This window comes from Burkholderiaceae bacterium (assembly GCA_024235995.1).
GTDB lineage: Bacteria > Pseudomonadota > Gammaproteobacteria > Burkholderiales > Burkholderiaceae_C > Ottowia.
This window is the reverse complement of record JACKLI010000001.1, coordinates 1-22,246: the sequence shown is the minus strand read 5'-3', so window position 1 is coordinate 22,246 and position 22,246 is coordinate 1. Positions and strand designations below refer to the sequence as shown.

The window sequence follows — 22,246 nt, the reverse complement described above, 5'->3', positions numbered from 1 at the left end:
CGGCCAAAGCCTTGGAGCCGCCAGCGGCCGCCGAGGTTCCGGCCGCCGCCTTAGTTCATTCATACCCGCGGCTTCCTGGCAGTGAGACCGCAAAAAACAAACCGCGCCAAGCGATGCCGGGCGCGGTTGCCGTCGAGCACGCCGGCGCCAGGGCGCCGGTGTTCCGCGCCTCAGCGCAGGCCGGCGATGTAGTCCGACACCGCCTTGATCTCCTGGTCCGTCAGGTAGCGCGAGATGTCGTGCATCGGGATGCTGTTGCCGCGACTGCCATCGCGGAAGGCGGCCAGCTGCTTGGCCGTGTACTCGGCGTGCTGGCCCGACAGGCGCGGGTACTGCGACGGAATGCCCGCCCCGTTGGGGCTGTGGCAGCCGGCGCAGGCCGGAATGTGCCGGTCCTGCATGCCGCCGCGGAAGATTTTCTCGCCCAGCATCACCAGGTCCTTTTCCTTGGCGAAGCCGGGCTTTTCCTTCTGCGTGGCCAGCCACGCGGCGATGTTGCGCGCGTCCTGTTCGCTCAGCATGCCGGCAAAGCCCACCATGATGGGGTCCTTGCGCACGCCGCTCTTGAACTCCAGCAACTGCTTGACCAGGTACTCGGGGTGTTGCTGGGCCAGCGTGGGCTGCAGCGGCACGCTGGAGTTGCCGTCTGCGCCGTGGCAGGCGGCGCACACCGTGCCGTAGCTGGCGCTGCCCTTGGCCAGGTCGGGCTTGGCGGGGGCGGCGGGCGCATCGGCGGCCGAGGCGGACATGGCCAGCACGGCGGTGATCAGAAAGGCAGCAAGCGACTTCATGAGCGATCGTCTTCTTTGAATGAAGGGGGACGGAGGACGTTTAGCCTCGTGATTCTACAATGGCCGGCCCCAACGCCCCAATCGCGGCAAGGGGTTCGACCCTTTGCCCGCCGCATGCCACCTCGCCCCGCTCCTTCCTGTCCCAGCCCCGGCATGGAGCCCGCCGCCCGGCAGGCGCTGGGCTGGCTGCACACCGCGCGCTTTCTGACCACCGCCGCGCAGCTCGACCAGCTGCCCGCGCTGGACACGCCCGAGATCGCCTTCGTCGGGCGCTCCAATGCCGGCAAGTCCACCGCCATCAACACGCTCACGCAGCAGACGCAGCTGGCCTTTGCCTCGCGCAAGCCCGGGCGCACCCAGCACATCAACCTGTTCGCCCTGGGGCGCCAGGGCCAGACCGACGCCGTGCTGGCCGACCTGCCCGGCTACGGCTACGCCGCCGTGCCGCTGGCCGACAAGCTGCGCTGGCAGCGCGTGATGGCCAACTACCTGGTCTCGCGCGCCAACCTGCGCGCGGTGGTGCTGATGTGCGACCCGCGCCATGGCCTGAAGGAGCTGGACGAGGCGCTGCTGGACGTGATCCGCCCGCGGGTGGAGCAGGGGCTGAAGTTCTTGGTACTGCTGACCAAGGCCGACAAGCTCACGCGCGCCGAGCAGGCCAAGGCCTTGTCGATCGCGCGGCTGCAGGCCGGCGGCGGCGAGGTGATGCTGTTTTCGGCCCTCAAGCGCCAGGGCGTGGAGCCGGCGGCGCTGTGGCTGCGCGCCTTGGTCGATGCGCCGCCACCGCAGGCCGAACCCGCCGAGGAGCCCGCATGATCGAAACCTTCGATGCCACGCTGCCGCACGGCATCACGCTGAGCTGCCGCGCCGCCGGCGCGCGTGGGCGGCCGCTGATGCTGTTTCTGCACGGCTTTCCGGAAGGCGCCTTCGTGTGGGACGCGCTGATGCAGCGCTTCGCCCAGCCCGAGCATGGCGGCTTTCGCTGCGTGGCGCCCAACCTGCGCGGCTTTGAAAAGTCCAGCGCCCCGGCCGAGGCCGCCGCCTACAAGCCCGCGCCGATGGTGCAGGACATCATGGCGCTGGCCGCGCAGGAAGGCGTGGACGGCCGCATCCACACCCTGGTCGCGCACGACTGGGGCGGCGCCTTCGCCTGGGGCGCCGCGCACGCGCATGCCGATCGCATCGAGCGCCTGGTCATCATCAACTCGCCGCACCCCGGCACCTTCGCGCGCGAGCTGAAAAACAACCCGGCGCAGCAGCAGGCCAGCGCCTACATGCATTTCCTGGCGCGCCCCGACGCCGAGGCCCTGCTGGCCGCCGACGACTACCGCCGCCTGTGGCCCTTCTTCACCACCATGGGCGTGGGCGCCGAGGGCCACGGCTGGCTGACCGAGGCCGTGCGCCAGCAGTACCGCGACGTGTGGGACCAAGGCCTCACGGGCGGCTGCAACCTGTACCGCGTCACCCCGCTCAAGCCGCCGCTGCCCGGGCAGGCCGCGGACGCCATCCCGGTGCCGCCGCCCGAGCGGGTGCGGGTGGACGTGCCGACCCTGGTGCTGTGGGCCATGGAGGACAAGGCCCTGCTGCCGGGCCTGCTGGACGGCCTGGACGCGTACGTGCCCCGGCTCACGCTGCATCGCCTGCCGGGCGCCACGCACTGGGTGGTGCACGAGCAGCCGGAGGTGGTGGCGGGCCAGATCGAGGCTTTTTTTGCTTCGAAATGAATAGCTGCTTGCGCGGACCGATCAAGCGCAAGCACCACTTTTGATACAAAGATGCCGCGTCCGGCAGCCGCATCTTCAAGAGCGCCAGGCACCCGGCTCAATACACCGACGGCACCCCCGGCGGCCGAGTCTTGAAGCGCTTGTGCACCCAGTAGTACTGCTCGGGCATGGTGTCGATCCAGGCCTGCAGCTCGGCGTTCATGCGCGCGGTGTCGGCGTTCACGTCGTCGCCGGGGTAGTTGGGCCAGGCCGGGTGCACGCGCACCTCGTAGCCTTCGGGCGTCAGGCGCGTGACCACGGGCACCACGCGCGCGCCGCCCAGCTTGGCAAAGCGCGGCAGCGAGGGCACGGTGGCGGTGGCGATGCCGAAGAAGGGCACGAAGATCGACTCCTGCGGGCCCAGGTCCATGTCGGGCAGCAAATACAGCATCTTGCCCTCGCGCAGCGCGCGCACGATGGGCTTGAGGCCCTCCTGGCGCGACAGCAGCGTGGCCTGGCCAAAGCGCAGGCGGCCGGCGCGCATCCAGGCGTCGATGGCGGGGTTGCTCTGGGTGGAGTAGATGGTGCAGGCGGGCCGCTCGATCTGGTCCATCACGGCGCTGCCGCCGGCGTCCATGCCGTAGAAGTGTGGGGCGAACATGACCACGGCGCCGGGGCGCGTGAGGTCTTCGGTGGCGCCGGTGATGCGCAGGCGCTGGCGCACCACGGCGGGCGGGGCGTGCCACAGCCAGGCGCGGTCGAAGAAGGCCTGGCTGAACAGCACAAAGCTGCGCCGGGCCACGGCCTGCACGCGCGCCTCGCTCCAATCGGGATAGCACAGGCGCAGGTTGACGTGCGCGATGCGGCGGCGCTTGCGCGCCAGCGCATACAGCAGCCGGCCCACGCCGGCGCCCAGCGCGCGCAGCACGGGCAGGGGCAGGCGCGCCAGCTGGCGCATGAAGAACATCAGCGCGGCGGTCACTGGACTACCCTCCGCGCCATGCGCTGCGGGATTCGCGCTTGGGAGCGGCCCGGCGCGCTCATGGGGTGGCCTTTCGCGGTGTCTTGTAGCGCCCGTAGCCCCACAGGTATTGCCCGGGGCACTGGGCGATGAGCTGCTCCATGGCACGGTTGATCTGGCCAACGGCGGTTGGCAGATCGCTGCTCAGGGGCTCGGGAAAGGGCTGCAGGTGGATGCAGTAGCCGCGTGCGCGCGGCAGGCGCTCGCCCCAGGCCAGGAGCGGCGTGGCGCCGGTCTGCTGCAGCAGGCGGGCGGCCAGGGTCATGGTGTAGGCCGGCTGGCCGAAAAACGGCGTCCACAGGCCCTGGCCCTCGGGCGGCACCTGGTCGGGCAGCAGGCCCACGGCCTGACCGGCGCGCAGCGCGCGGATCATCTGGCGCACGCCGGCCAGGGTGGTGGGCGCGGTCTGCAGGCCCTCGCGCTGGCGGGCCGTTGCAAGCACCTGGGCCAGCGCCGCCTGGCGCGCGGGCCGGTACAGCACGGTGATGGGCCCGTGCGCGGCGCCGAAGCGCGTGGCCGCGCCCTGGGCGGTGATCTCGAAGCAGCCCATGTGCGGGGTGAGGTAGACGATGCCGCGGCCGGCGGCGTAGGCCGCTTCGATCAGCTCGGCGCCGTCCCACTGCACGGGTACCGGCGCGCCGAACCACAGGCGCGGCGTCTCGGCCGCCATGCGCCCGGCGTGGGCCACGGCGGCGCGCACCTGGGCCAGGCGGTAGCCGGCGCGCGCCGAGTTCTCGGCAAAGCGGCGCCGGTAGGTGGGCGAGGCCAGCCAGGTCAGCCAGCCCAGCGCGGCGCCCAGGGCGTGCAGCAGCCCCAAGGGCCACCGGGACGCAAGGCGATACAACGTGAGCATGGGCAAAGGACTAAAATGCGTGGGTCGCCGAGTTATGGAACTACTTGCAGGGCGACGTTAAACAAGGTCTGCTAAAGCGTTCGCCAGAGCTCCCACCGGTTTGGCAACGCAAGTGTTCAAACTGCAGGAGTTTATTCAATGGATCTGGCCAACAGCTTTCTCTTCACCTCCGAGTCCGTCTCCGAGGGCCATCCGGACAAGGTGGCGGACCAAATCTCCGACGCCATTCTCGACGCCATCTACGCGCAGGACCCGCGCTCGCGCGTGGCCGCCGAGACGCTGACCAACACCGGCCTGGTGGTGCTGGCCGGCGAGATCACCACCAACGCGCACGTGGACTACATCCAGGTGGCGCGCGACACCATCCAGCGCATCGGCTACGACAACACCGAGTACGGCATCGACTACAAGGGCTGCGCGGTGCTGGTGGCCTACGACAAGCAGAGCAACGACATCGCGCAGGGCGTGGACCATGCGTCAGACGACCACCTGAACACCGGCGCGGGCGACCAGGGCCTGATGTTCGGCTACGCCTGCGACGAGACCGACACGCTGATGCCCGCGCCCATCTACTACGCGCACCGCCTGGTCGAGCGCCAGGCGCAGCTGCGCAAGAGCGGGGCGCTGCCCTTTCTGCGCCCCGACGCCAAGAGCCAGGTGACCATGCGCTACGTGGACGGCAAGCCGCACGGCATCGACACCGTGGTGCTCTCCACCCAGCACAGCCCCGACCAGAGCGAGACGGCCACCAAGATGAAGGCCAGCTTCGTCGAGGCGGTGGTGGAGGAAATCATCAAGCCGGTGCTGCCCAAGGAGTGGCTCAAGGGCACGCGCTATCTGGTCAACCCCACCGGCCGCTTCGTGGTGGGCGGCCCGCAGGGCGACTGCGGCCTGACCGGGCGCAAGATCATCGTCGACACCTACGGCGGCGCCTGCCCGCACGGCGGCGGCGCCTTCAGCGGCAAGGACCCGACCAAGGTGGACCGCAGCGCCGCCTACGCCGCGCGCTACGTGGCCAAGAACATCGTGGCCGCGGGCCTGGCGCGCCAGTGCCAGATCCAGGTGGCCTACGCCATCGGCGTGGCCGAGCCGATGAACATCACCGTCTACACCGAAGGCACGGGCGTGATCCCCGACGAGCAGATCGCCAAGCTGGTGCGCGCGCACTTCGACCTGCGTCCCAAGGGCATCATCCAGATGCTTGACCTGCTGCGCCCGATCTATCAGAAGACGGCCGCCTACGGCCACTTCGGCCGCGACGAGCCCGAGTTCACCTGGGAAAAGACCGACAAGGCGGCCGCGCTGCGTGCAGCGGCGGGGCTGAAGGAGCCGGCGCTGGCTTAGGGCCCGCAAACCCCAAAAACCGCAGGCGACCCCTGCGGTTTTTTTACGCCGCAAACACGCGCCGGGCGCCTTGGTAGCGCGCGGCGAAGTAGCGGCTGTCCAGGCTGACCTTGCGCACGGTGCCGCCGGTGGAGGGCGCGTGCACGAACTGCTCGCCGCCCACGTACAGGCCCATGTGCGAGAACGGCGCGCCGCTGGTGTTGAAGAACACCAGATCGCCGCGCTGCATCTGTGCGTCGTCCACCGGCACGCTGACGGCGGCCCACTGCGCCGTGCTGCGCGGCAGGCGCCGAGCGTGGCCGGTGATTTGCGCAAAAACGTACTGGATCAGGCCGCTGCAGTCGAAGCCGCCGCGTGGCGTGTTGCCGCCGTAGGTGTAGGGCGTGTTGACCAGCAGCATGGCCTGCGCCACGGCGGCCTCGCGTTCGCCGGGGTTGATCGCCAGCGGCGGGCCCGAGGCCGGCGTGGGCAGGGGCGGCTCGCGCCGTCCGGACGTGCCCATGCCGGTGCTCGTGCTGATGGGCGCGCGCGGGCTGGCGCAGCCGGCCAGCACGGTGGCCAGCGCCAGCGCCAGCGCCAGCGCGGCGCGCCGGTCCGTGGGGGCGTCCTGGGTTTGAGGCATTTTCGGGCTCCAGCGCGCATCCGACAAGCGCGGCAAGCTACATTCTAGATAGCAGACTGGATTTGTCCAGAGTTTGAATCACGCACGCCGCGCGCGCAGGCGCGCCACCATCAGCATCAGCACCGCCACGTTCAGCAACAGCACCAGCGCGGCGGCGGGGCCGGGGCGGTGCAGCAGGTGCGCCAGCTCGAAGGGCAGGTAGATGCCGGTGCTGAGCGCCGCCAGCCACTCGGCCCAGGCGCGGTCGTGCCACAGGCCCCAGCCCTCGGCCCCGCGCAGGGCCGCGTAGACCAGCGCGACCGAGACCACCTGCCCCGGGTGCACCTGCTGCAGGTGCTCGGACCAGCCGACGATCAGCGCCGGCCAGTGCGACTGCGGGTTCAGGTGCAGGTGGCCCACCAGCGCCAGGGCCAGCTTGTGCAGGCCGTGGCGCTGCAAGGCGTCGAAGCCGAAGGCCAGGGCCAGCGCGGCCAGGCCCTTGAGCCATTCGAGCATGGCGACGGCGTGGACGGAGCGCTCGAGCAGGCGGGACGAGGCGGCGGTCATGCGCGCAAGTATGGCGCGCGGCGCCGCTCAGCCGCGCAGGCGCGTGCCTTGCAGTGTGGGCGCCTGCAGGGCTGCGGCCGGGCTGCCGGCGCGCACGGGGGCAAAGCGGCCGGCGTTCCAGTCGTCCAGCGCGGCCTGCATTTCGTCCTGCGTGCGGGCGACGAAGTTCCACCAGATCAGGACGTCCTCGCCCAGGGGCACACCGCCCAGCAGCAGCAACTGCGCGGCGGCGTCGCACCGCACGGCAAGCTGCTCGCCGCCGGGCGCGAAGTAAAGCCACTCGCCGGGCGCCAGCGCCGCGCCGCCCACGGTGGCCGCGCCGCGCAGCACCAGCGCGGCGTATTCGAAGTCGGCCTGCAGCGGCAGCTCGGCGCGAGCGGCGCCGGCGGCTGTCAGGTCGATGCCGACCAGCGGCGTGTAGACCACCGCCGGGGCCGTCTGGCCCAGCGCGCTGCCGGCCAGCACGGTGGCGCGAAAGCCGCCCACGTCGACCACCGGCAGATCGGGGTGGTTCTGAAACGCCGGTTCGCGCCGACGTTCGTGCTCGGGCAGGGCAATCCACAACTGGGCCGCGTGCAGGCGCGCGCCGTCCACCACCGAGTCCTCGGTGTGCGCGATGCCGCGCCCGGCCGTCATCAGGTTGACCTGGCCGGGGCGGATGACCTGCTCGTTGCCCAGCGAGTCGCGGTGCACCACTTCGCCCTCGATCATCCAGGTGAAGGTCTGCAGCCCGATGTGCGGGTGCGCACCCACGTGCATGCCCTTGCCGGGCGCGAACTGCACCGGGCCGGCGTGGTCCAGAAAGCACCAGGCGCCCACGGTGCGGCGCGCGCGATGGGGCAGCGCCCGCGCCACGCGGGTGTCTTCGCCGACGATGGAGATGCGCGAGCGGTAGCGCTCGGGGGCGAGGGCTTGGTTCATGAAGGCTCCGGGCAGTCGGCTGGCAGCTTAGCGCGGATGGGCGGGCTGCGCCCGCCAACCGATTAGGGCCTGTTGACGCCATGAAAGGGGATCGCGTTGCCTCGCCAAGGGGCTGGATGCAAGGCGCCCGCGCGCAGCAAGGCCCGTGCCTTGCAAGCGCGGGCAACGCCGCAGACGGCCCCTTGGCGAGGCAACCCGTAGGGAAGCTCATGACAGCCCGCCCCTCGGCGTTGCGCTTCTTGTGCGTGCCGACGCACGCACCGCGTCGTGCGCCTTGATGGGCGGGCTGTCATGAGCTTCGCGACCCTTTTCATGGCGTCAACAGGCCCTAGGCCGCGGCGGCGGCAATGGCCTCGTCGGCGTCGCGCTTGCGCGCGGCGCGGGTGGCCTGGCCCCACCAGGCCATCTCGTCCAGCATGGCGTGGGCGGCGGGCAGCAGGTTGGCCTCGATCTCGGGCATGGTCTTGGCACCCTGGTACAGCGCGTAGAAGTCGCCGCCGGCGATGTGCACCGCCGTGCGCACCGGCACCATCTGCAGCTCGACCGCCACGCTGCGTGCGTGCTCGACGGCGCGCGCGCCGCCCACGCCGCCATAGCCGGCGAAGCCGATCGGCTTGCGGCCCCACTCGACGTAGGCCTGGTCGAACGCGTTCTTCAGCGCGCCGGTCATCGAGTGGTTGTATTCGCCCACCGTTACCAGGTAGCCGTCGAACTCGCCGATCTTCTCCTGCCAGGCGGTGGCGCGCGCGTCCTCGCTGGGCAGCCACAGGTTGGAGGCTTTCTCGTCGAACAGCGGCAGGTCGAAGTCCTTCAGGTCGAGCAGCTCGACCTTCAGGTCCGGGCGCTGGCTGGCCACGCCGTGCAGCCACTGGGCCACCTTGGGGCCCAGGCGTGCCTGGCGCGTGCTGCCGATGATGAGGGCGATGTGGAGTGGGTCGTTCATGGGGTTTCTTCCTTGAGGATGGGCGTGAAAAAATCGGGCCTGCACCGCGCGCAGGGCGCGGTGGGGCGTGGGAGCAAGGGCCGGGCGCCGCATGGACGCCCGGCGGTTCGGTCAGCGGGCCTGGGTGAAGCGCCCGCTGTTGAAGTCGTCGATCGCCTGGTTGATCTGCTGCGCGCTGTTCATCACGAACGGCCCGTAGCCCACCACCGGCTCGTCGATCGGCTGGCCGGCCAGCAGCAGCAGCTTGGCGTCGCCGTTGGCCTCGATGCCGACGGCCGTGCCGGCGTTGGACAGCGTGGCCGTGTCGGTGGCACGCAGCACGGCCTCGCCGTTGATCTGCACCGTGCCGGCCAGCACCACCACCAGCGTGCTCCAGCCCTCGGGCTGGGGCAGCTCGGCCGTGTGGCCGGCGCCCAGGCGCAGGTCCAGCACGTTCATCGGCGTGAAGGTGCGCGCCGGGCCCTTGGCGTTGCCGTAGGCACCGGCGATCACGCGCACCCGGCCCGCGCCGCCGGGCAGATCGACGGCGGGAATCTGCGCATCGGTGATGGCCTGGTAGTGCGCCGGCGTCATCTTGTCCTTGGCCGGCAGGTTGACCCACAGCTGCACCATTTCGAACGGGCCGCCGCGCGCGGCGTAGCCGGCCGAGTGGAACTCCTCGTGGACGATGCCGCCGCCGGCGGTCATCCACTGTACGTCGCCCTTGCCGATCACGCCGCCGGCGCCGGTCGAGTCGCGGTGCTCGACCTCGCCGTCGTAGACGATGGTCACGGTCTCGAAGCCGCGGTGCGGGTGGCTGCCCACGCCGCGCCGCTGCGTGGTGGGCGAAAAGCTGGTCGGCGCCGCGTAGTCCAGCATCAGGAACGGGCTGCGCTCGGCCACGCCTTCGCCGCTGTAGCCAAACAGGCCATGCACCGGAAAGCCGTCGCCCACCCAGTGGCGGCCAGGGGCGTGGCGCACGGATTGCACGGTCTTGCGGGTGAAGGTCGAGGTGTCGGTCATGTTGGGTCTCCATCGGGGCGCCAGCCGATTGGCCAGCGCGGTGATTGAATGGTAATGCTGGCGTAATCGAAGATAAACAGGCTTTGATAAGCTTCAGTGTTGCAATATCGAAACGATGAGCGCACCCAGAATCCCCAACCTCGATGACTTGGCCCTGTTCGCCCTGGTGGCCGAGCACGGCGGTTTTGCCGCCGCCGAGCGCGCCAGCGACATCCCGAAGTCGCGCCTGAGCCGCCGCCTGGCCGCGCTGGAGACGCAGCTGGGCGCGCGCCTGATCCAGCGCAGCACACGCCGCTTTGCCGTCACCGAGGTTGGCCAGCAGGTGCTGCGCCACGCGCGCGCCATGCTGGACGAAGCGGCCGCCGCGCAGGCCCTGGCCGACGAGGCCAGCGGCGCGCCGCGCGGCGCCGTGCGCCTGGCCTGCCCGCCGGCCCTGCTGCACAGCATGGTCGGCCCCATGCTGGCCGCCTACCTCAACCAGTGGCCGCAGGTGCAGCTGCAGGTGCAGGCCAGCAACCGCAACGTCGACGTGTGGCACGACGGGGTGGACCTGGCCCTGCGCGTGCGCGCGCCCGGCGCCCAGCTGGCGCAGGACGAGGTGGTGCGGCCGCTGGCGCTGAGCGAGCACCTGCTGCTGGCCGCGCCGCAGCTGCTGCTCAACGCGCCGCCGCCGGCCATGCCCGCCGACCTGGCCGCGCTGCCCACGCTGGGCCTGGGCAACTCGCCCGACGAGCAGCGCTGGCGCCTGCGCGGCCCGCAGGGCCAGTGGGTGGAGCACCACCACCGGCCGCGCCTGGTGGTGGACGACGTGGGCACCCTGCTGGACGCGGCGCTGGCCGGCGCCGGCTGCGCGCTGCTGCCGCGCCCGATGGCGCACGAGAGCCTGCAGCGCGGCGCCTTGCAGCCCCTGCTGCCGGGCTGGAGCGCGCCGCCCGGCGTGGTGCAGGTGGCCTACGCCAGCCGCCAGGGCATGCGCGCGGCGGTGCGCCAACTCATCGAGGCGCTGGCCGCGGGCTTTGCGCGGCTGATCGAGGAGGGGCGCTGCCTGTCGGCGCCGGATGTGGAGGCCATGAAGCAGTCACGGCTTTGAACGAACGCCGCCATCAGGCCGTCGCGGCCAGGGCTGTGACGTGACCGTTTTCCTGCATCGCCTCGGCCGCGCGCACCACGTCACCGATCACCAGGATGGCCGGCGAGCCGATGCCCAGGCGCCGGATGTCGCCCGCCAGCGCGCGCAGGGTGGTGGCGTGGCTCCGGCTGCGTGGCGTGCAGCCGTTTTGCACCACGGCGGCGGGGGTGCTGCCGGCCAGGCCCGCGGCCATCAGCGCCGCGGTGATGTCGGCGCCGTGGGTGATGCCCATGTAGATCACCAGCGTGATGCCGCCGCGCGCCGCCTGCGCCAGCTGCGCCCAGTCGGGGCCGGCGCCGCCCGGCTGCGCGTGGCCGGTGACCAGCAGCACGCCCTGGGCCCAGCGCCGGTCGGTGACGGGAATGCCCGCCTCGGCCGGCGCGGCGATGCCGGCGGTGATGCCGGGCACCACGGTGTGGGGCACGCCGGCGGCGCGCAGCGCAGCCACTTCCTCGCCGCCGCGGCCGAAGACGTAGGGGTCGCCCCCCTTCAGGCGCACCACGCGCTCGCCGCGCAGCGCCTCGGCCACCAGCATGGCCTCGATGAAGCCCTGCTGCGTGCTGACCGCGCCGCCGCGCTTGCCGCAGTGCACGATGCGCGCGCCCTTGCGCACGTAGCGCAGCACGCCGGCGGCCACCAGGTCGTCCACCAGCACCACGCTGGCCTGGCGCAGCGCGCGGATGGCGCGCAGGGTCAGCAGGTCGGCGTCGCCCGGGCCGGCGCCCACCAGGGTGACGTGGCCGGCGCGCGCGGGCGCGGGCGAGCCGTCGGCCGATCGGCGCTGCGCGGGCCGCAGGTGGGGCGCTTCGTGCTGCGTCATGCGAACACCGGCGTTTCGACGCCCAGCACCTTGTGCAGCTTGGGGCTGGTGGTGGTGTACTGCAGGTGGATGCGGCCGTTGTCCGGGAACACGAGGGCGGCGGCGGCAAACGCCGCCAGCGCGCATTCGTGAAAGCCCGAGAGGATCAGCTTCTTCTTGCCCGGGTAGGTGTTGATGTCGCCCACGGCAAAGATGCCGGGCACGCTGGTGGAGAAGCGCTCGGTGTCCACCACCAGCTGCTTGCGCTCGAGCTGCAGGTTCCATTCGGCAATGGGGCCCAGCCTGGGGCTGAGGCCGAAGAAGACCAGCAGCGCGTCCAGCGGCACCACGCGCGTCACGCCGTCGCCGCCGGTCACCTTGGCGGCGCTCAAGCGCCCGCCCTGCTCCTCGTAGCCCGTGACCTGGCCGACCATGAACTGCATCCGCTGCTGCTCGCACAGCTGCTGCATGCGCGCCACGCTGGCCGGCGCCGCGCGAAAGCCGTCGCGGCGGTGCAGCAGGATCACGCTTTCGGCCTGGTGCGGGCCCTCGCCGGCAAAGTTCAGCGCCCAGTCCAGCGCCGAGTCGCCGCCGCCGGCGATCAGCAGGTTCTTGCCGGCGAAGTCGGCCGGGTTGCGCACGCGGTGAAACAGCTGCCGGCCCTCGAAGGCGGCCAGCCCGTCCAGCTTGATCGAGCGCGGCTCGAACGCGCCCACGCCGGCGGCGATGAACACGGTGCGCGCCACGAAGCGCGTGCCGGCGCTGGTCTCGACCGCGAAGCGCCCGTCGTCCTGCTCGCGCAGCACGGTCACCGTCTGGCCCAGGTGAAAGGTGGCGCCGAAGGGCTCGATCTGCCGGAGCAGCGCGTCGGTCAGCTCCCGGCCGGTGCACACCGGGATGGCCGGGATGTCGTAGATCGGCTTGTCGGGATACAGCTCGATGGGCTGGCCGCCGGGCACAGCCAGCGAGTCGATCACGTGGGCCTTGATCTCCAGCAGGCCCAGCTCGAAGACCTGGAACAGCCCCACCGGGCCGGCGCCGATGATGAGGGCGTCGGTCTCGATCGGGCCGGCGTGCGCGTGGGCGGCGGCGATGACGGCGGGGTTGGCTTGCGGTTCCATGGGGTTCCTTGAAGAGGTTTCAGCGTTGCAGTTCGGCCAGCTTGCCGGCCTTGTCCTTCCAGTCCTCGGCGTCGGGCAGGGCGCTCTTGCGCCGGCTGATGACGGGCCAGCCCAGCTGCACCAGCTCGGCGTTCAGCGCGACCATGTGCAACTGGTCCTTGGGCAGGTCTTCCTCGGCGAAGATGGCGTTGACCGGGCACTCGGGGATGCAGACGGCGCAGTCGATGCATTCGTCGGGGTCGATGGCCAGGAAGTTGGGGCCTTCGTGAAAGCAGTCGACGGGACACACCTCGACGCAGTCGGTGTATTTGCAGCGGATGCAGGCTTCGGAAACGACGTGGGTCATGACAGGCGTGAAGGAAAAAAGTCAGCGCACCAGCACGGCGGCGGCGGTGCGGTGCGTGGCCGTGTCGACCAGCACCAGCGCGCCCAGCGCGCGCGACTGGGCGTAGGGCCGCACGGCCAGGGGCTCCTGCAGCGCCAGCGTGACGTGGCCGATGGCGTTGGGCGGCAGCTCGCTGGCGTCTTCCTCGGCCAGGGTGTTCACGTCCAGCCGGTGCGCGATGTTCGTGACGCGGGCCTTGACCCAGCGGTGGCCGTGCAGCGCCCAGTACACGCGCCCGGTGGTGAGCGGCGTGTCGTCCAGCCAGGCCACGGTGGCCTCGATCTCGCGCGTGGGCTGGTGGGCGCCGGGCGCCAGCAGCCAGTCGCCGCGCGAGATGTCCAGCTCGCGGTCCAGCACCAGGCCGACGCTGGCGCCGGCGCGCCCGGTGCCGCTCTGGCGCACGTGGTCGAGCACCTGCACGACGGTGGCGCCCTGGCCGCCGGGCAGCACCGTCACGGCCTGGCCCGGCGCCACCGTGCCGGCGGCCACGCGGCCCCAGAACACGCGCCGGCCATGCGCGGTCTCGGCCTGCGACGTGGGCTTTTCCACCCACTGCACCGGCAGGGCGAAGGGCTCGCCCACCGGCGCCGAGGCGACCGGCAGGTCTTCCAGCAGGGCGAGCAGGCTGGGGCCGCGGTGGTCGCACCAGTCGGCGCGCGGCTCCACCACGTTCCAGCCCTGCAGGGCCGAGATCGGCACGATGGCGCGCACGGCCAGGCCCGCGTCCTGCGCGAAGGCCTGCAGGGCGGCGCGGATGCGCGCGAAGGCGGTGGCGGCGTCGGGCACCGCGTCGAGCTTGTTGACGGCGAACACCAGCGAGGGCACGCGCAGCAGCGCGGCCAGCAGCGCGTGGCGGCGCGTCTGCGCCAGCAGGGTGACGCGGGCCGACGCCACGTCGAGCTTGGTGGCGTCCACCAGCACCACGGCGGCGTCGGCGCCCGAGGCGGCGGTGACCATGTTGCGTGTGTACTGCTCGTGGCCCGGCGCGTCGCCGATGATGAACTTGCGCCGCGCGGTGGCGAAGTAGCGCCAGGCCACGTCGATGGTGATGCCCTGCTCGCGCTCGGCCGCCAGGCCGTCGGTGAGCAGCGCCAGGTCGGGCGCGCCGCCGCGCTGCACGCCGGCCAGCTGGTCCTGCAGCACCGAGCGGCTGTCCACCAGCAGGCGGCCGATCAGGGTGCTCTTGCCGTCGTCCACGCTGCCGCAGGTGATGAAGCGCAGCGCCGATTCTTGATCAAACGGGACGCTGGCCGGCGTACCGTCTGCGCGAGCAGCTATCGATTCAATAGTCGTCATCAGAAATACCCTTCCTTCTTGCGCTTTTCCATCGAGGCGTCGCTGGTCTTGTCGTCCATGCGCGTGGCGCCGCGCTCGCTCACGTCGGCCGCCAGGGTCTCGATCACGATTTCGGCCGCGCTGGCGGCGCTGCTCTCCACCGGGCAGGTGCAGGTCACGTCGCCCACGGTGCGAAAGCGCACGTCGCGCGTCTGCACGGTCTCGCCCGCCTTGGGCGGCGTCAGCGGCGTGACGGGCACCAAGAGGCCTCGGCGCTCGACCACCTCGCGCTTGTGGCTGTAGTAGATGGAGGGCAGCGCGATGTGCTCGCGCGCGATGTACTGCCACACGTCCAGCTCGGTCCAGTTGCTGATGGGGAACACGCGGAAGTGCTCGCCCGGATGCAGGCGGGTGTTGAACAGCGTCCACAGCTCGGGGCGCTGGGCCTTCGGTGCCCACTGGCCGAAGCCGTCGCGGTGGCTGAAGATGCGCTCCTTGGCGCGCGCCTTTTCCTCGTCGCGGCGCGCGCCGCCGATCAGCGCGTCGAAGCGCAGCTCCTCGATCGCCTCCAGCAGCGTGACGGCCTGGTGCGGGTTGCGCGGCTCGTCGGGGCGCGCCAGGCGCACGGTGCCGCGCGCCATCGAGTCCTCCACGCTGCGCACGATCAGCTCGGCGCCCAGCTCGCGGGCGCGCTGGTCGCGGAAGGCGGTCACCTCGGGAAAGTTGTGGCCGGTGTCGATCATGAGCAGCGGGTAGGGGATGCGGCCGGCGCCAAAGGCCTTCTCGGCGCAGCGCAGCATGACCAGCGAGTCCTTGCCACCCGAAAACAGCAGCGCCGGGCGCTCGAAGGCGGCGGCCACCTCGCGCAGGACGAAGATGGTTTCTTCCTCCAGCGCGTCGAGGTGGCGGTTGCTCAGTTGCGTCAGCACGTGGGGTTCTACGCGGGCGTTCATGGGTTCTTTTCCGTTCTCAAATGGGTGATGGGAGCGTCGGCACTCCCGGCCTATTTCTTGACGTGCAGCCCGCACTCCTTGGCACTCTCGTCCTCCCACCACCAGCGCCCGGCGCGGATGTCCTCGCCCACGGTGATGGCGCGGGTGCAGGGCGCGCAGCCGATGCTGGGGTAGAACTGGTCGTGCAGCGGGTTGGTGTCCACCCGGTGCTCGACCACGTAGTGCCACACGTCGCCCTGCGTCCAGTCGGCCAGGGGGTTGAACTTGACCCGCGCCTCGCTGCGGTCCACGGTGGGCACCTGCGCGCGCGCGCCCGACTGCTCGCGGCGCAGGCCGCTGATCCAGCCGGCCTTGCCCTCCAGCGCGCGCGCCAGCGGCTCCAGCTTGCGGATGGCGCAGCACTGCTTGCGCAGCGCGATGCTCTGGTAGAGCGCGTCCTGCCCGTGCTCGCGGATGTAGCCCAGCACGGCCTCGGGCTGCGGGCGGTAGACGTGCACGGGGGTGCGCGAATGCGCCTGCAGGCGCTCCAGCAAGGCCAGCGTTTCGGTGTGCAGCCGGCCGGTGTCGAGCACGAAGACGGGGATGGCCAGCTGCAGCGCGTTGATGAGGTGGGTGATGACCATGTCCTCCACCCCCAGGCTGCTGGCCTGCGTCACCGCGCCCAGTTGCTCGGCCTCGCGCAGCACCAGCCGCGCCTGGGCCAGCTTGGCGGCGTAGTCGGGCGAGGGCCGGGCGTACAGCTCGACGGCGGAGCTGGGCGCGCGGCGCAGTGCGCTGACGTTGACGCTGGCGTTCATGCGGCCTCCAGCTCGGCGGGGCGCGCGAACAGCGGGCGCGGCTCCAGCACGTCGCCCTGATAAAAGCCCGCGTAGCGGTCGAACTGGCGCTGCGCGGCATCCACGGCCACGCCCTCGGCCAGCACGGCGCTGCTGAAACCGCTGCGGTGCATGTGCACCAGCTGGTCGATCAGCACGTCGCCGGTGGCGCGGATGTCGCCGCGAAAGTGGTAGCGCCGGCGCAGCAGCACGGCCTGGGTGTAGGCACGGCCGTCGGTGAACTTGGGGAAATCCAATTCGACCCGCTCGATGCCGTCGAGCGCGCCGCTGGCCACCAGCTCGGCCAGCTCGGCGTCGTTGGCGATGGCGCGGATCTTGTCGGTGGCCAGGTCGGCCGGGGCCGTATGGGCAGCAAAAATTTTCATGGAAGTTCCTCTCAGACCAGCAGGGCTTCGGGTTTGGGGTGGCGCGCGCCGTTGGCGGCCAGCTTGAAGGGCTCGTGGCCCACGCGGCGCAGCGCGTCGATGAACAGCTCGCCGGGCTGGCGCAGCGTGCGGAAGGTGTCGAGCAGGGCCTCGATCACGTCGGGTACCTCGGCCGCCGAGAACGAGGGGCCGACCACCTTGCCGCCGATGGCCGGGCCGGACAGCTTGGTGCCGTCGGCCCCGCCCAGCGTGATCTGGTACCACTCCTTGCCGTCCTTGTCGACGCCCAGGATGCCGATGTGGCCGCTGTGGTGGTGGCCGCAGCTGTTGATGCAGCCGCTCATGTGGATGTCGATGGGACCCAGGTCGAACAGTTCGTCCAGGTCCTGGTAGCGCTCGGTCAGCGCCGCCGCGATGTGCAGCGAGCGGGCGTTGGCCAGCGAGCAGAAGTCGCCGCCGGGGCAGGAGATCATGTCGGTCAGCAGGCCGATGTTGGGCTGCGCCAGGCCCAGCTGGCGCGCGGCCTCGTACAGCGCGGGCAGGTCGCTCTCGAACACCCAGGGCAGCAGCAGGTTCTGCTCGTGCGTCAGGCGCGCCTCGCCGGCGCTGAATTGCTCGGCCAGTTGCGCCAGCGCGTCCAGCGTGTCGGCGTCGGCATCGCCCGGCGCAAAGCCCACGCGCTTGAACGACAGGGTCACGGTCTTCATGCCGGCCAGCCGGTGGCCGCGCACGTTTTGCTTGAGCCAGCGCTGATACAGCTGGCCCTGCGGATCGACCGCGCTGGGCTGGTTGGCGGGCACCAGCGGCGGCACCACGAAGTGGCTGGCCACGCGCTCGAACTCCGCTTGGGTGATGGTGTGCGGCGCGCCGTCCAGCTCGGTGATGGCCTTGAATTCTTTCTCGACCGCGTCGATGAAGCCCTGGCCCTCGCTCTTGACCAGGATCTTGATGCGCGCCTTCCACTTGTTGTCGCGCCGGCCATAGCTGTTGTACACGCGCACGATGGCCTCGATGTAGTTCAGCAGCTGCGGCCAGAGCAGAAAGTCGCGCACCACCGAGCCGATGACCGGCGTGCGCCCCATGCCGCCGCCCACCAGCACCGTAAAGCCCACTTCGCCCGCCGCGTTCTTGCGCGCCTGCAGGCCGATGTCGTACCAGCCGGTGGCGGCGCGGTCTTCCTCGGCGCCGTTGAAGGCGATCTTGAACTTGCGCGGCAGAAACGAGAACTCGGGGTGCAGCGAGCTCCACTGGCGCGTGATCTCGGCAAACGGGCGGCAGTCGACGATGCCGTCCGCGGCAATGCCCTCCCAGGCGTCGCAGGTGATGTTGCGGATGTCGTTGCCGCTGGTCTGGATGCCGTGCATGTGCACGCTGGCCAGCAGCGCCATCACCTCGGGCGCCTTGACCAAGGGAATCCAGTTGAACTGGCAGTTGGTGCGCGTGGTGAAGTGGCCGTAGCCGTAGCGCAGCGGCGGCGCCTTGAGCGCCAGGCCCGGCTGCGCGGCCTGCAGCGCGTCCTGCGTGGCCTGGGCGTGCGCCAGCAGCGCGGGGTCGGGCCGGTCGTATTCGCGCGCGATGCGCGCCAGCATGCGCAACTGCACGCTGCTGATCTCGCCGTAGGGCACGGCAATGCGCGCCATGGGCGCGTAGCGCTGGATGTACCAGCCGTTTTGCAGGCGCAGCGGCAGCAGCTGCTCGTCGCTCAGCTCGCCGCGCTGCCAGCGCTCGATCTGGTCGCGAAACTGCTCGGCGCGCCGGCGCACGAACTCCTGGTCGAAAGCGGTGTACTGATACATGGGAAAACTTCAGGCCATGACTAATTTGCTGCCCGCATAGGCCAGCAGCAGGGAGAGCAGGGTGCGCACCAGGCGCTGCGGCGCGTGCTGGGCCAGGCGCGCGCCGATCCAGATGCCGGGCAGCGAGCCGCACAGCAGCAGGCCCAGCAGCGGCCAGTCGATCGAGCCGATGGCCGCGTGGCCCAGGCCGGCCACCAGCGTCAGCGGCACGGCGTAGGCGATGTCGGCCGCCACGATGCGCGGCAGCGGCAGCGCCGGGTACAACAGCAGCAGCACCGCCACGCCCACCGCGCCGGCGCCCACCGAGGTCAGCGTGACCAGGGTGCCGATGACCACGCCCAGCGCCACGGGCAGGCTCCAGTGCCGGGCCCGGGTCGGGTCGGCATCGGTGGGCGCGGCCAGCCGGCGCGGCGACTGGCCCCGCGCGGCCTTGTACAGGGTGGCGGCGGCCGTCAGCAGCAGGGCCAGGCCCAGCGTGAGGGTGATGGCGCGCTGCACCGCCGGCTCGGCCGGGCCCAGGTGGTGCAGCATGGCCAGGGTCAGCAGCGCCGCCGGCAGGCTGCCCAGGCTGAGCTGGCCCACCACACGCCAGGGCACCAGCCGCCGGCGCGCCAGCTGCAGCGTGCCGCCCAGCTTGGTGCCGGCGGCGAACAGCAGGTCGGTGCCCACGGCCAGGTTGGGCGCGATGCCGAAGCCGAAGATGAGCAGCGGCGTCATCAGCGAGCCGCCGCCCACGCCCGTCAGCGCGACGACGAAGCCGACGAAAAAGCCCGCGAAAACAAAAACCAGGTCCTGCATGGTGGCGGCGATTGTTCTGCGCGCGGCCCCATCCGCAAACGATTTTTTGGCGATTTGCTAATGCGCACCCGAAGCAGGCCGGTGCGATCTGCGAGGATCGGGGGCATGCAAGCAGCCACATCCCCCGCCACCGCGCTCGACCACCTGGTCGTCATGGCCGACAGCCTGGCGCAGGGCGTGGCCTGGTGCGAGGCCACGCTGGGCCTCACGCCCGCGCCGGGCGGCGCGCATGCGCTGTTCGGCACCCACAACCGCCTGCTGGCCATCGGCTCGCCGGCCTGGCCGCAGGCCTACCTGGAGATCATCGCCATCGACCCGGCCGTCGCGCCCAGGCCCGTGCGCCGGCGCTGGTTCGACATGGACGACGCGGCCTTGCAGGCAGCGGTGCGCGCGCACGGCCCGCGCCTGATCCACTGGGTGGCGCGCGTGCCCGACCTGGCCGCGGCCACGGCCGCCTGGGCCGGGCTGGGCCTGGACGCCGGCGAGCGGCTGGCCGCCAGCCGCATGACGCCGCGCGGCCTGTTGCAATGGCAGATCGCGGTGCGCGCCGACGGCCGGCGGCCGCTGGACGGCTGCGCGCCCACGCTGATCGAGTGGGGCGCGGTGCACCCCGCCGACAGCCTGCCCGCCTCGGGCGTCGCGCTGCAGTCGCTGGCGCTGCGGCACCCGCAGGCCGCGGCCCTGCAGGGCGCGCTGGCGGCCATCGGTGCGCCAGGCATCCCTGTCGATGCGGCCGCGGCGCCCGCCATCCAGGCGCGGCTGGCCACGCCGCGCGGGGTGGTGGCGCTGGATGCCGGTTTTTAAATCAAATCAGCCCCTGGCCCTCATCAACAAATCGCCAACAGCTATCAAATCAAGAGTCACCGATGCCTGCCGAATTCGCTCTGCCCACGCTGCCCGAGATCGAGGCCGCCGCCGCCGTGGTCTACCGCAGCTTTGCCCCCACGCCGCAGTACCGCTGGGCGCTGCTGTCCGAGCGCCTGGGGGCCGACTGCTGGGTCAAGCACGAGAACCACACCCCCGTGGGCGCCTTCAAGATCCGCGGCGGCCTGACGTTCTTCGATGCGCTGGCCCGGCGCGGCGCGCTGCCGCGCGAGGTCATCAGCGCCACGCGCGGCAACCACGGCCAGAGCGTCGGCTGGGCGGCGCGCGCGCATGGCGTGCGCTGCACCATCGTCGTGCCGCGCGGCAACTCCATCGAGAAGAACGCCGCCATGCGGGCGCTGGGTGTCGATCTGATCGAGCACGGCGACGACTTCACCGAAAGCAGCGACCACGCCGCCCGCCTGGCCGCCGAGCGCGGTGCGCTGCGCGTGCCCAGCTTTCACCGGGACCTGGTCAGCGGCGTGGCCACGTATTGGTGGGAATTCCTGCGCGCCGTGCCGCAGGTTCAGGTGGCCTACGTGCCCATCGGCCTGGGTTCGGGCGCCTGCGGCGCCATCGCCGCCAAGGCCGCGCTGGGTCACTCGGTGCGCATCGTCGGCGTGGTCAGCCGCCACGCCACCACCTACGCCGACTCGATCGCCGCCGGGCAGGTGGTCGAGGCGCCCGCCACCACGCGCCTGGCCGACGGCATGGCCGTACGCCGCGCCGATGCGCAGGCGCTGGCGGTGCTGGCGCAAGGGCTGGACCACGTGGTGCAGGTGAGCGATGACGAAGTGGCCCAGGCCATGCGGGCGCTGTACACCGACACCCACAACGCGGCCGAAGGCGCGGGCGCGGCGGCGCTGGCCGCGGCCTTGCAGGAGCGCGCGGCCCTGCGAGGCCAGAGCGTGGGCGTGGCGCTGACGGGGGCCAATGTCGATGCGCAGGTGTTGGCCCGGGTTCTATCGGATGGATAGCCGCCTGCGTTGGGTTGGTCGGCACTGGAACGCAGGCATCACCCCATCAAAAAAATAGCATATACGCTATAATTTATCGGTGCCCTACGCCATCGTCTACTACAACGCCGCCGTGCAGGCGAGCATCGAGGCATGGCCATCCGGCATCAGCGCCAGTTATGTGCGCATCGTGGAGCAGATGGTGGTGTCCGGGCCGAACCTCGGCTTGCCGTATACACGCCCCTTCGGCGACGGCCTGTTCGAGATCCGCGCCAAGGGGGCGGAAGGTATCGGGCGGGCGTTCTTTTGCTCCCTGGTCGGGCAGCGCGTCGTGATCCTGCATGGCTTCATCAAGAAGGCGCAGCAGACCCCGCACAAGGAACTGAAACTCGCCCGCAGGCGTTTGAAAGAGGTGCTCAATGGCTAGGCCAATCCAAACCGAAGACCGCTACCAGCCGGTCGCCTTCGACCCGAAGGCCCACGCTGCGGAAAAGCGCAAGACCGATCCGGCTTTCCGGGCCGCCTACGATGCGCTGGAAGACGAATTCGCCGCCCTGGCGGCACTGCTGGCCGCGCGCAAAGACGCGGGCCTGACCCAGGCCGACGTGGCCGCCCGCATGGGCGTGTCCCAACCCGTGCTGGCCCGCATCGAGTCGAGCCTGGGCAGCCGCAAGCATTCGCCCTCGCTCGAAACCCTGCGGCGCTATGCCGGCGCCTGCGGCAAGAAGCTTGTCATTCAGATGATTTGACCGCTGGCGGGGATGGATTTATTTCTATCTGATCCTATCGCTCCTCGATTTTGGACGAGGGAGGCAATTGTGCTACGCCCTCATTATCCAATCCCCAGATTGCCCGCCAAGCGCGGAATCCCAGGCGGGGGTGGTCAATGTCTATGGCGTCAACGTAATACAGCACGTGACAAACTGAAGTTCCACCGAATTTCGACCCGCGCAGCCCGCGACCAACCATTTGCTCGAAAAGGACGTGGCTGACCGTCGGCCTTGCAATGATTACGTGCGTTACCTTCGGGGCATCAAAACCCATGGTCAGCACTTCGCAGTTACAAAGCACTCGCACTTGTCCCGCACGAAATTCGGCGATAGTTCTGCGTCGCTCAGGGCGCCGAGTTGATCCAGACACAAAAGAAGCCGGGATGCCCTGGGTGCGCAGCATGAATGCGACGATGGCGGCATCAGTCACGCTTGGGCCAAAGTAAAGCACCC

General features: G+C 70.8%; 26 protein-coding genes. 8 read left to right on the top strand and 18 right to left on the bottom strand.

What is annotated here, in order from left to right; translation table 11 throughout:
- Positions 1-170 precede the first annotated feature (170 nt).
- Entirely contained in the window at positions 171-791 is a 621-nt protein-coding gene (locus H6927_00130; GenBank protein ID MCP5216519.1) for a cytochrome c4, read from the bottom strand.
- 114 nt (positions 792-905) lie between these two features.
- Here H6927_00130 and H6927_00125 point away from each other — a divergent pair, with 114 nt between their 5' ends.
- Positions 906-1,607: a YihA family ribosome biogenesis GTP-binding protein gene (locus H6927_00125; GenBank protein ID MCP5216518.1), complete on the top strand. Its 702-nt coding sequence runs from the start codon at positions 906-908 to the stop codon at positions 1,605-1,607.
- Positions 1,604-2,515, top strand: a complete 912-nt coding sequence (locus H6927_00120) for an alpha/beta hydrolase (GenBank protein MCP5216517.1) — start codon at positions 1,604-1,606, stop codon at positions 2,513-2,515. Before H6927_00125 ends, H6927_00120 begins: the two co-directional genes overlap by 4 nt.
- 97 nt (positions 2,516-2,612) lie before the next feature.
- Here H6927_00120 and H6927_00115 read toward each other — a convergent pair whose 3' ends face one another.
- Both H6927_00115 and H6927_00110 read right to left on the bottom strand, forming a co-directional pair.
- A complete protein-coding gene (locus tag H6927_00115) occupies positions 2,613-3,452 on the bottom strand; it encodes a lipid A biosynthesis acyltransferase (protein ID MCP5216516.1) in 840 nt (279 codons plus the stop codon).
- An 82-nt stretch (positions 3,453-3,534) separates the two neighbouring features.
- Positions 3,535-4,368 carry a lysophospholipid acyltransferase family protein gene (locus tag H6927_00110; protein MCP5216515.1) on the bottom strand — a complete coding sequence of 278 codons (834 nt, stop codon included), beginning with the start codon at positions 4,366-4,368 and terminating at the stop codon, positions 3,535-3,537.
- A gap of 144 nt (positions 4,369-4,512) precedes the next feature.
- Here H6927_00110 and H6927_00105 point away from each other — a divergent pair, with 144 nt between their 5' ends.
- Positions 4,513-5,712, top strand: a complete 1,200-nt coding sequence (locus H6927_00105; GenBank protein ID MCP5216514.1) for a methionine adenosyltransferase — start codon at positions 4,513-4,515, stop codon at positions 5,710-5,712.
- A 43-nt stretch (positions 5,713-5,755) separates the two neighbouring features.
- Here H6927_00105 and H6927_00100 read toward each other — a convergent pair whose 3' ends face one another.
- The 5 genes from H6927_00100 to H6927_00080 all read right to left on the bottom strand — a co-directional run bounded on the left by H6927_00100 (position 5,756) and on the right by H6927_00080 (position 9,746).
- Complete coding sequence (locus tag H6927_00100; GenBank protein ID MCP5216513.1) at positions 5,756-6,334, bottom strand: C40 family peptidase; 579 nt, start codon at positions 6,332-6,334, stop codon at positions 5,756-5,758.
- A gap of 78 nt (positions 6,335-6,412) precedes the next feature.
- Positions 6,413-6,880 carry a DUF2127 domain-containing protein gene (locus H6927_00095; GenBank protein ID MCP5216512.1) on the bottom strand — a complete coding sequence of 156 codons (468 nt, stop codon included), beginning with the start codon at positions 6,878-6,880 and terminating at the stop codon, positions 6,413-6,415.
- 27 nt (positions 6,881-6,907) lie between these two features.
- The gene (locus tag H6927_00090) at positions 6,908-7,801 is read right to left on the bottom strand and encodes a pirin family protein (protein MCP5216511.1); all 894 of its coding nucleotides are present in this window, start codon (positions 7,799-7,801) and stop codon (positions 6,908-6,910) included.
- Positions 7,802-8,129: 328 nt separating this feature from the next.
- Positions 8,130-8,744, bottom strand: coding sequence for an NAD(P)H-dependent oxidoreductase (locus H6927_00085; GenBank protein MCP5216510.1), 615 nt, complete (start codon positions 8,742-8,744; stop codon positions 8,130-8,132).
- Positions 8,745-8,855: 111 nt separating this feature from the next.
- Complete coding sequence (locus tag H6927_00080; protein ID MCP5216509.1) at positions 8,856-9,746, bottom strand: pirin family protein; 891 nt, start codon at positions 9,744-9,746, stop codon at positions 8,856-8,858.
- A gap of 115 nt (positions 9,747-9,861) precedes the next feature.
- Here H6927_00080 and H6927_00075 point away from each other — a divergent pair, with 115 nt between their 5' ends.
- Positions 9,862-10,836 carry a LysR family transcriptional regulator gene (locus H6927_00075; GenBank protein MCP5216508.1) on the top strand — a complete coding sequence of 325 codons (975 nt, stop codon included), beginning with the start codon at positions 9,862-9,864 and terminating at the stop codon, positions 10,834-10,836.
- A gap of 13 nt (positions 10,837-10,849) precedes the next feature.
- Here H6927_00075 and cobA read toward each other — a convergent pair whose 3' ends face one another.
- The 9 genes from cobA to H6927_00030 are packed head-to-tail and all read right to left on the bottom strand — an operon-like array spanning position 10,850 to position 19,203.
- Positions 10,850-11,695 carry a uroporphyrinogen-III C-methyltransferase gene (cobA, locus tag H6927_00070; GenBank protein ID MCP5216507.1) on the bottom strand — a complete coding sequence of 282 codons (846 nt, stop codon included), beginning with the start codon at positions 11,693-11,695 and terminating at the stop codon, positions 10,850-10,852.
- A complete protein-coding gene (locus H6927_00065) occupies positions 11,692-12,795 on the bottom strand; it encodes an NAD(P)/FAD-dependent oxidoreductase (GenBank protein MCP5216506.1) in 1,104 nt (367 codons plus the stop codon). Before H6927_00065 ends, cobA begins: the two co-directional genes overlap by 4 nt.
- Before the next feature lie 19 nt (positions 12,796-12,814).
- Entirely contained in the window at positions 12,815-13,141 is a 327-nt protein-coding gene (locus tag H6927_00060) for a ferredoxin family protein (GenBank protein MCP5216505.1), read from the bottom strand.
- A gap of 21 nt (positions 13,142-13,162) precedes the next feature.
- The gene (locus H6927_00055) at positions 13,163-14,476 is read right to left on the bottom strand and encodes a sulfate adenylyltransferase (protein MCP5216504.1); all 1,314 of its coding nucleotides are present in this window, start codon (positions 14,474-14,476) and stop codon (positions 13,163-13,165) included.
- A complete protein-coding gene (gene cysD / locus H6927_00050) occupies positions 14,476-15,408 on the bottom strand; it encodes a sulfate adenylyltransferase subunit CysD (protein ID MCP5216503.1) in 933 nt (310 codons plus the stop codon). Before cysD ends, H6927_00055 begins: the two co-directional genes overlap by 1 nt.
- Positions 15,409-15,458: 50 nt before the next feature.
- Positions 15,459-16,205, bottom strand: a complete 747-nt coding sequence (locus H6927_00045; GenBank protein ID MCP5216502.1) for a phosphoadenylyl-sulfate reductase — start codon at positions 16,203-16,205, stop codon at positions 15,459-15,461.
- Complete coding sequence (locus H6927_00040) at positions 16,202-16,609, bottom strand: DUF934 domain-containing protein (protein MCP5216501.1); 408 nt, start codon at positions 16,607-16,609, stop codon at positions 16,202-16,204. Before H6927_00040 ends, H6927_00045 begins: the two co-directional genes overlap by 4 nt.
- An 11-nt stretch (positions 16,610-16,620) precedes the next feature.
- Complete coding sequence (locus H6927_00035; GenBank protein MCP5216500.1) at positions 16,621-18,405, bottom strand: nitrite/sulfite reductase; 1,785 nt, start codon at positions 18,403-18,405, stop codon at positions 16,621-16,623.
- A 9-nt stretch (positions 18,406-18,414) separates the two neighbouring features.
- Positions 18,415-19,203, bottom strand: a complete 789-nt coding sequence (locus H6927_00030; protein ID MCP5216499.1) for a sulfite exporter TauE/SafE family protein — start codon at positions 19,201-19,203, stop codon at positions 18,415-18,417.
- Positions 19,204-19,308: 105 nt separating this feature from the next.
- Here H6927_00030 and H6927_00025 point away from each other — a divergent pair, with 105 nt between their 5' ends.
- The 4 genes from H6927_00025 (at position 19,309) to H6927_00010 (ending at position 21,772) form a co-directional block, all read left to right on the top strand.
- Positions 19,309-20,007, top strand: a complete 699-nt coding sequence (locus tag H6927_00025) for a VOC family protein (protein ID MCP5216498.1) — start codon at positions 19,309-19,311, stop codon at positions 20,005-20,007.
- Between the two features lie 62 nt (positions 20,008-20,069).
- A complete protein-coding gene (locus H6927_00020; GenBank protein MCP5216497.1) occupies positions 20,070-21,044 on the top strand; it encodes a threonine dehydratase in 975 nt (324 codons plus the stop codon).
- A 79-nt stretch (positions 21,045-21,123) separates the two neighbouring features.
- Positions 21,124-21,450 (top strand): type II toxin-antitoxin system RelE/ParE family toxin, encoded by a 327-nt coding sequence (locus H6927_00015; protein MCP5216496.1) that lies wholly within the window; start codon positions 21,124-21,126, stop codon positions 21,448-21,450.
- Positions 21,443-21,772, top strand: coding sequence for a helix-turn-helix transcriptional regulator (locus H6927_00010; protein ID MCP5216495.1), 330 nt, complete (start codon positions 21,443-21,445; stop codon positions 21,770-21,772). Before H6927_00015 ends, H6927_00010 begins: the two co-directional genes overlap by 8 nt.
- Positions 21,773-21,806: 34 nt before the next feature.
- On the opposite strand, the gene H6927_00005 is transcribed toward H6927_00010, so the two are convergent.
- Positions 21,807-22,223, bottom strand: coding sequence for a hypothetical protein (locus H6927_00005; protein MCP5216494.1), 417 nt, complete (start codon positions 22,221-22,223; stop codon positions 21,807-21,809).
- Positions 22,224-22,246 lie beyond the last annotated feature (23 nt).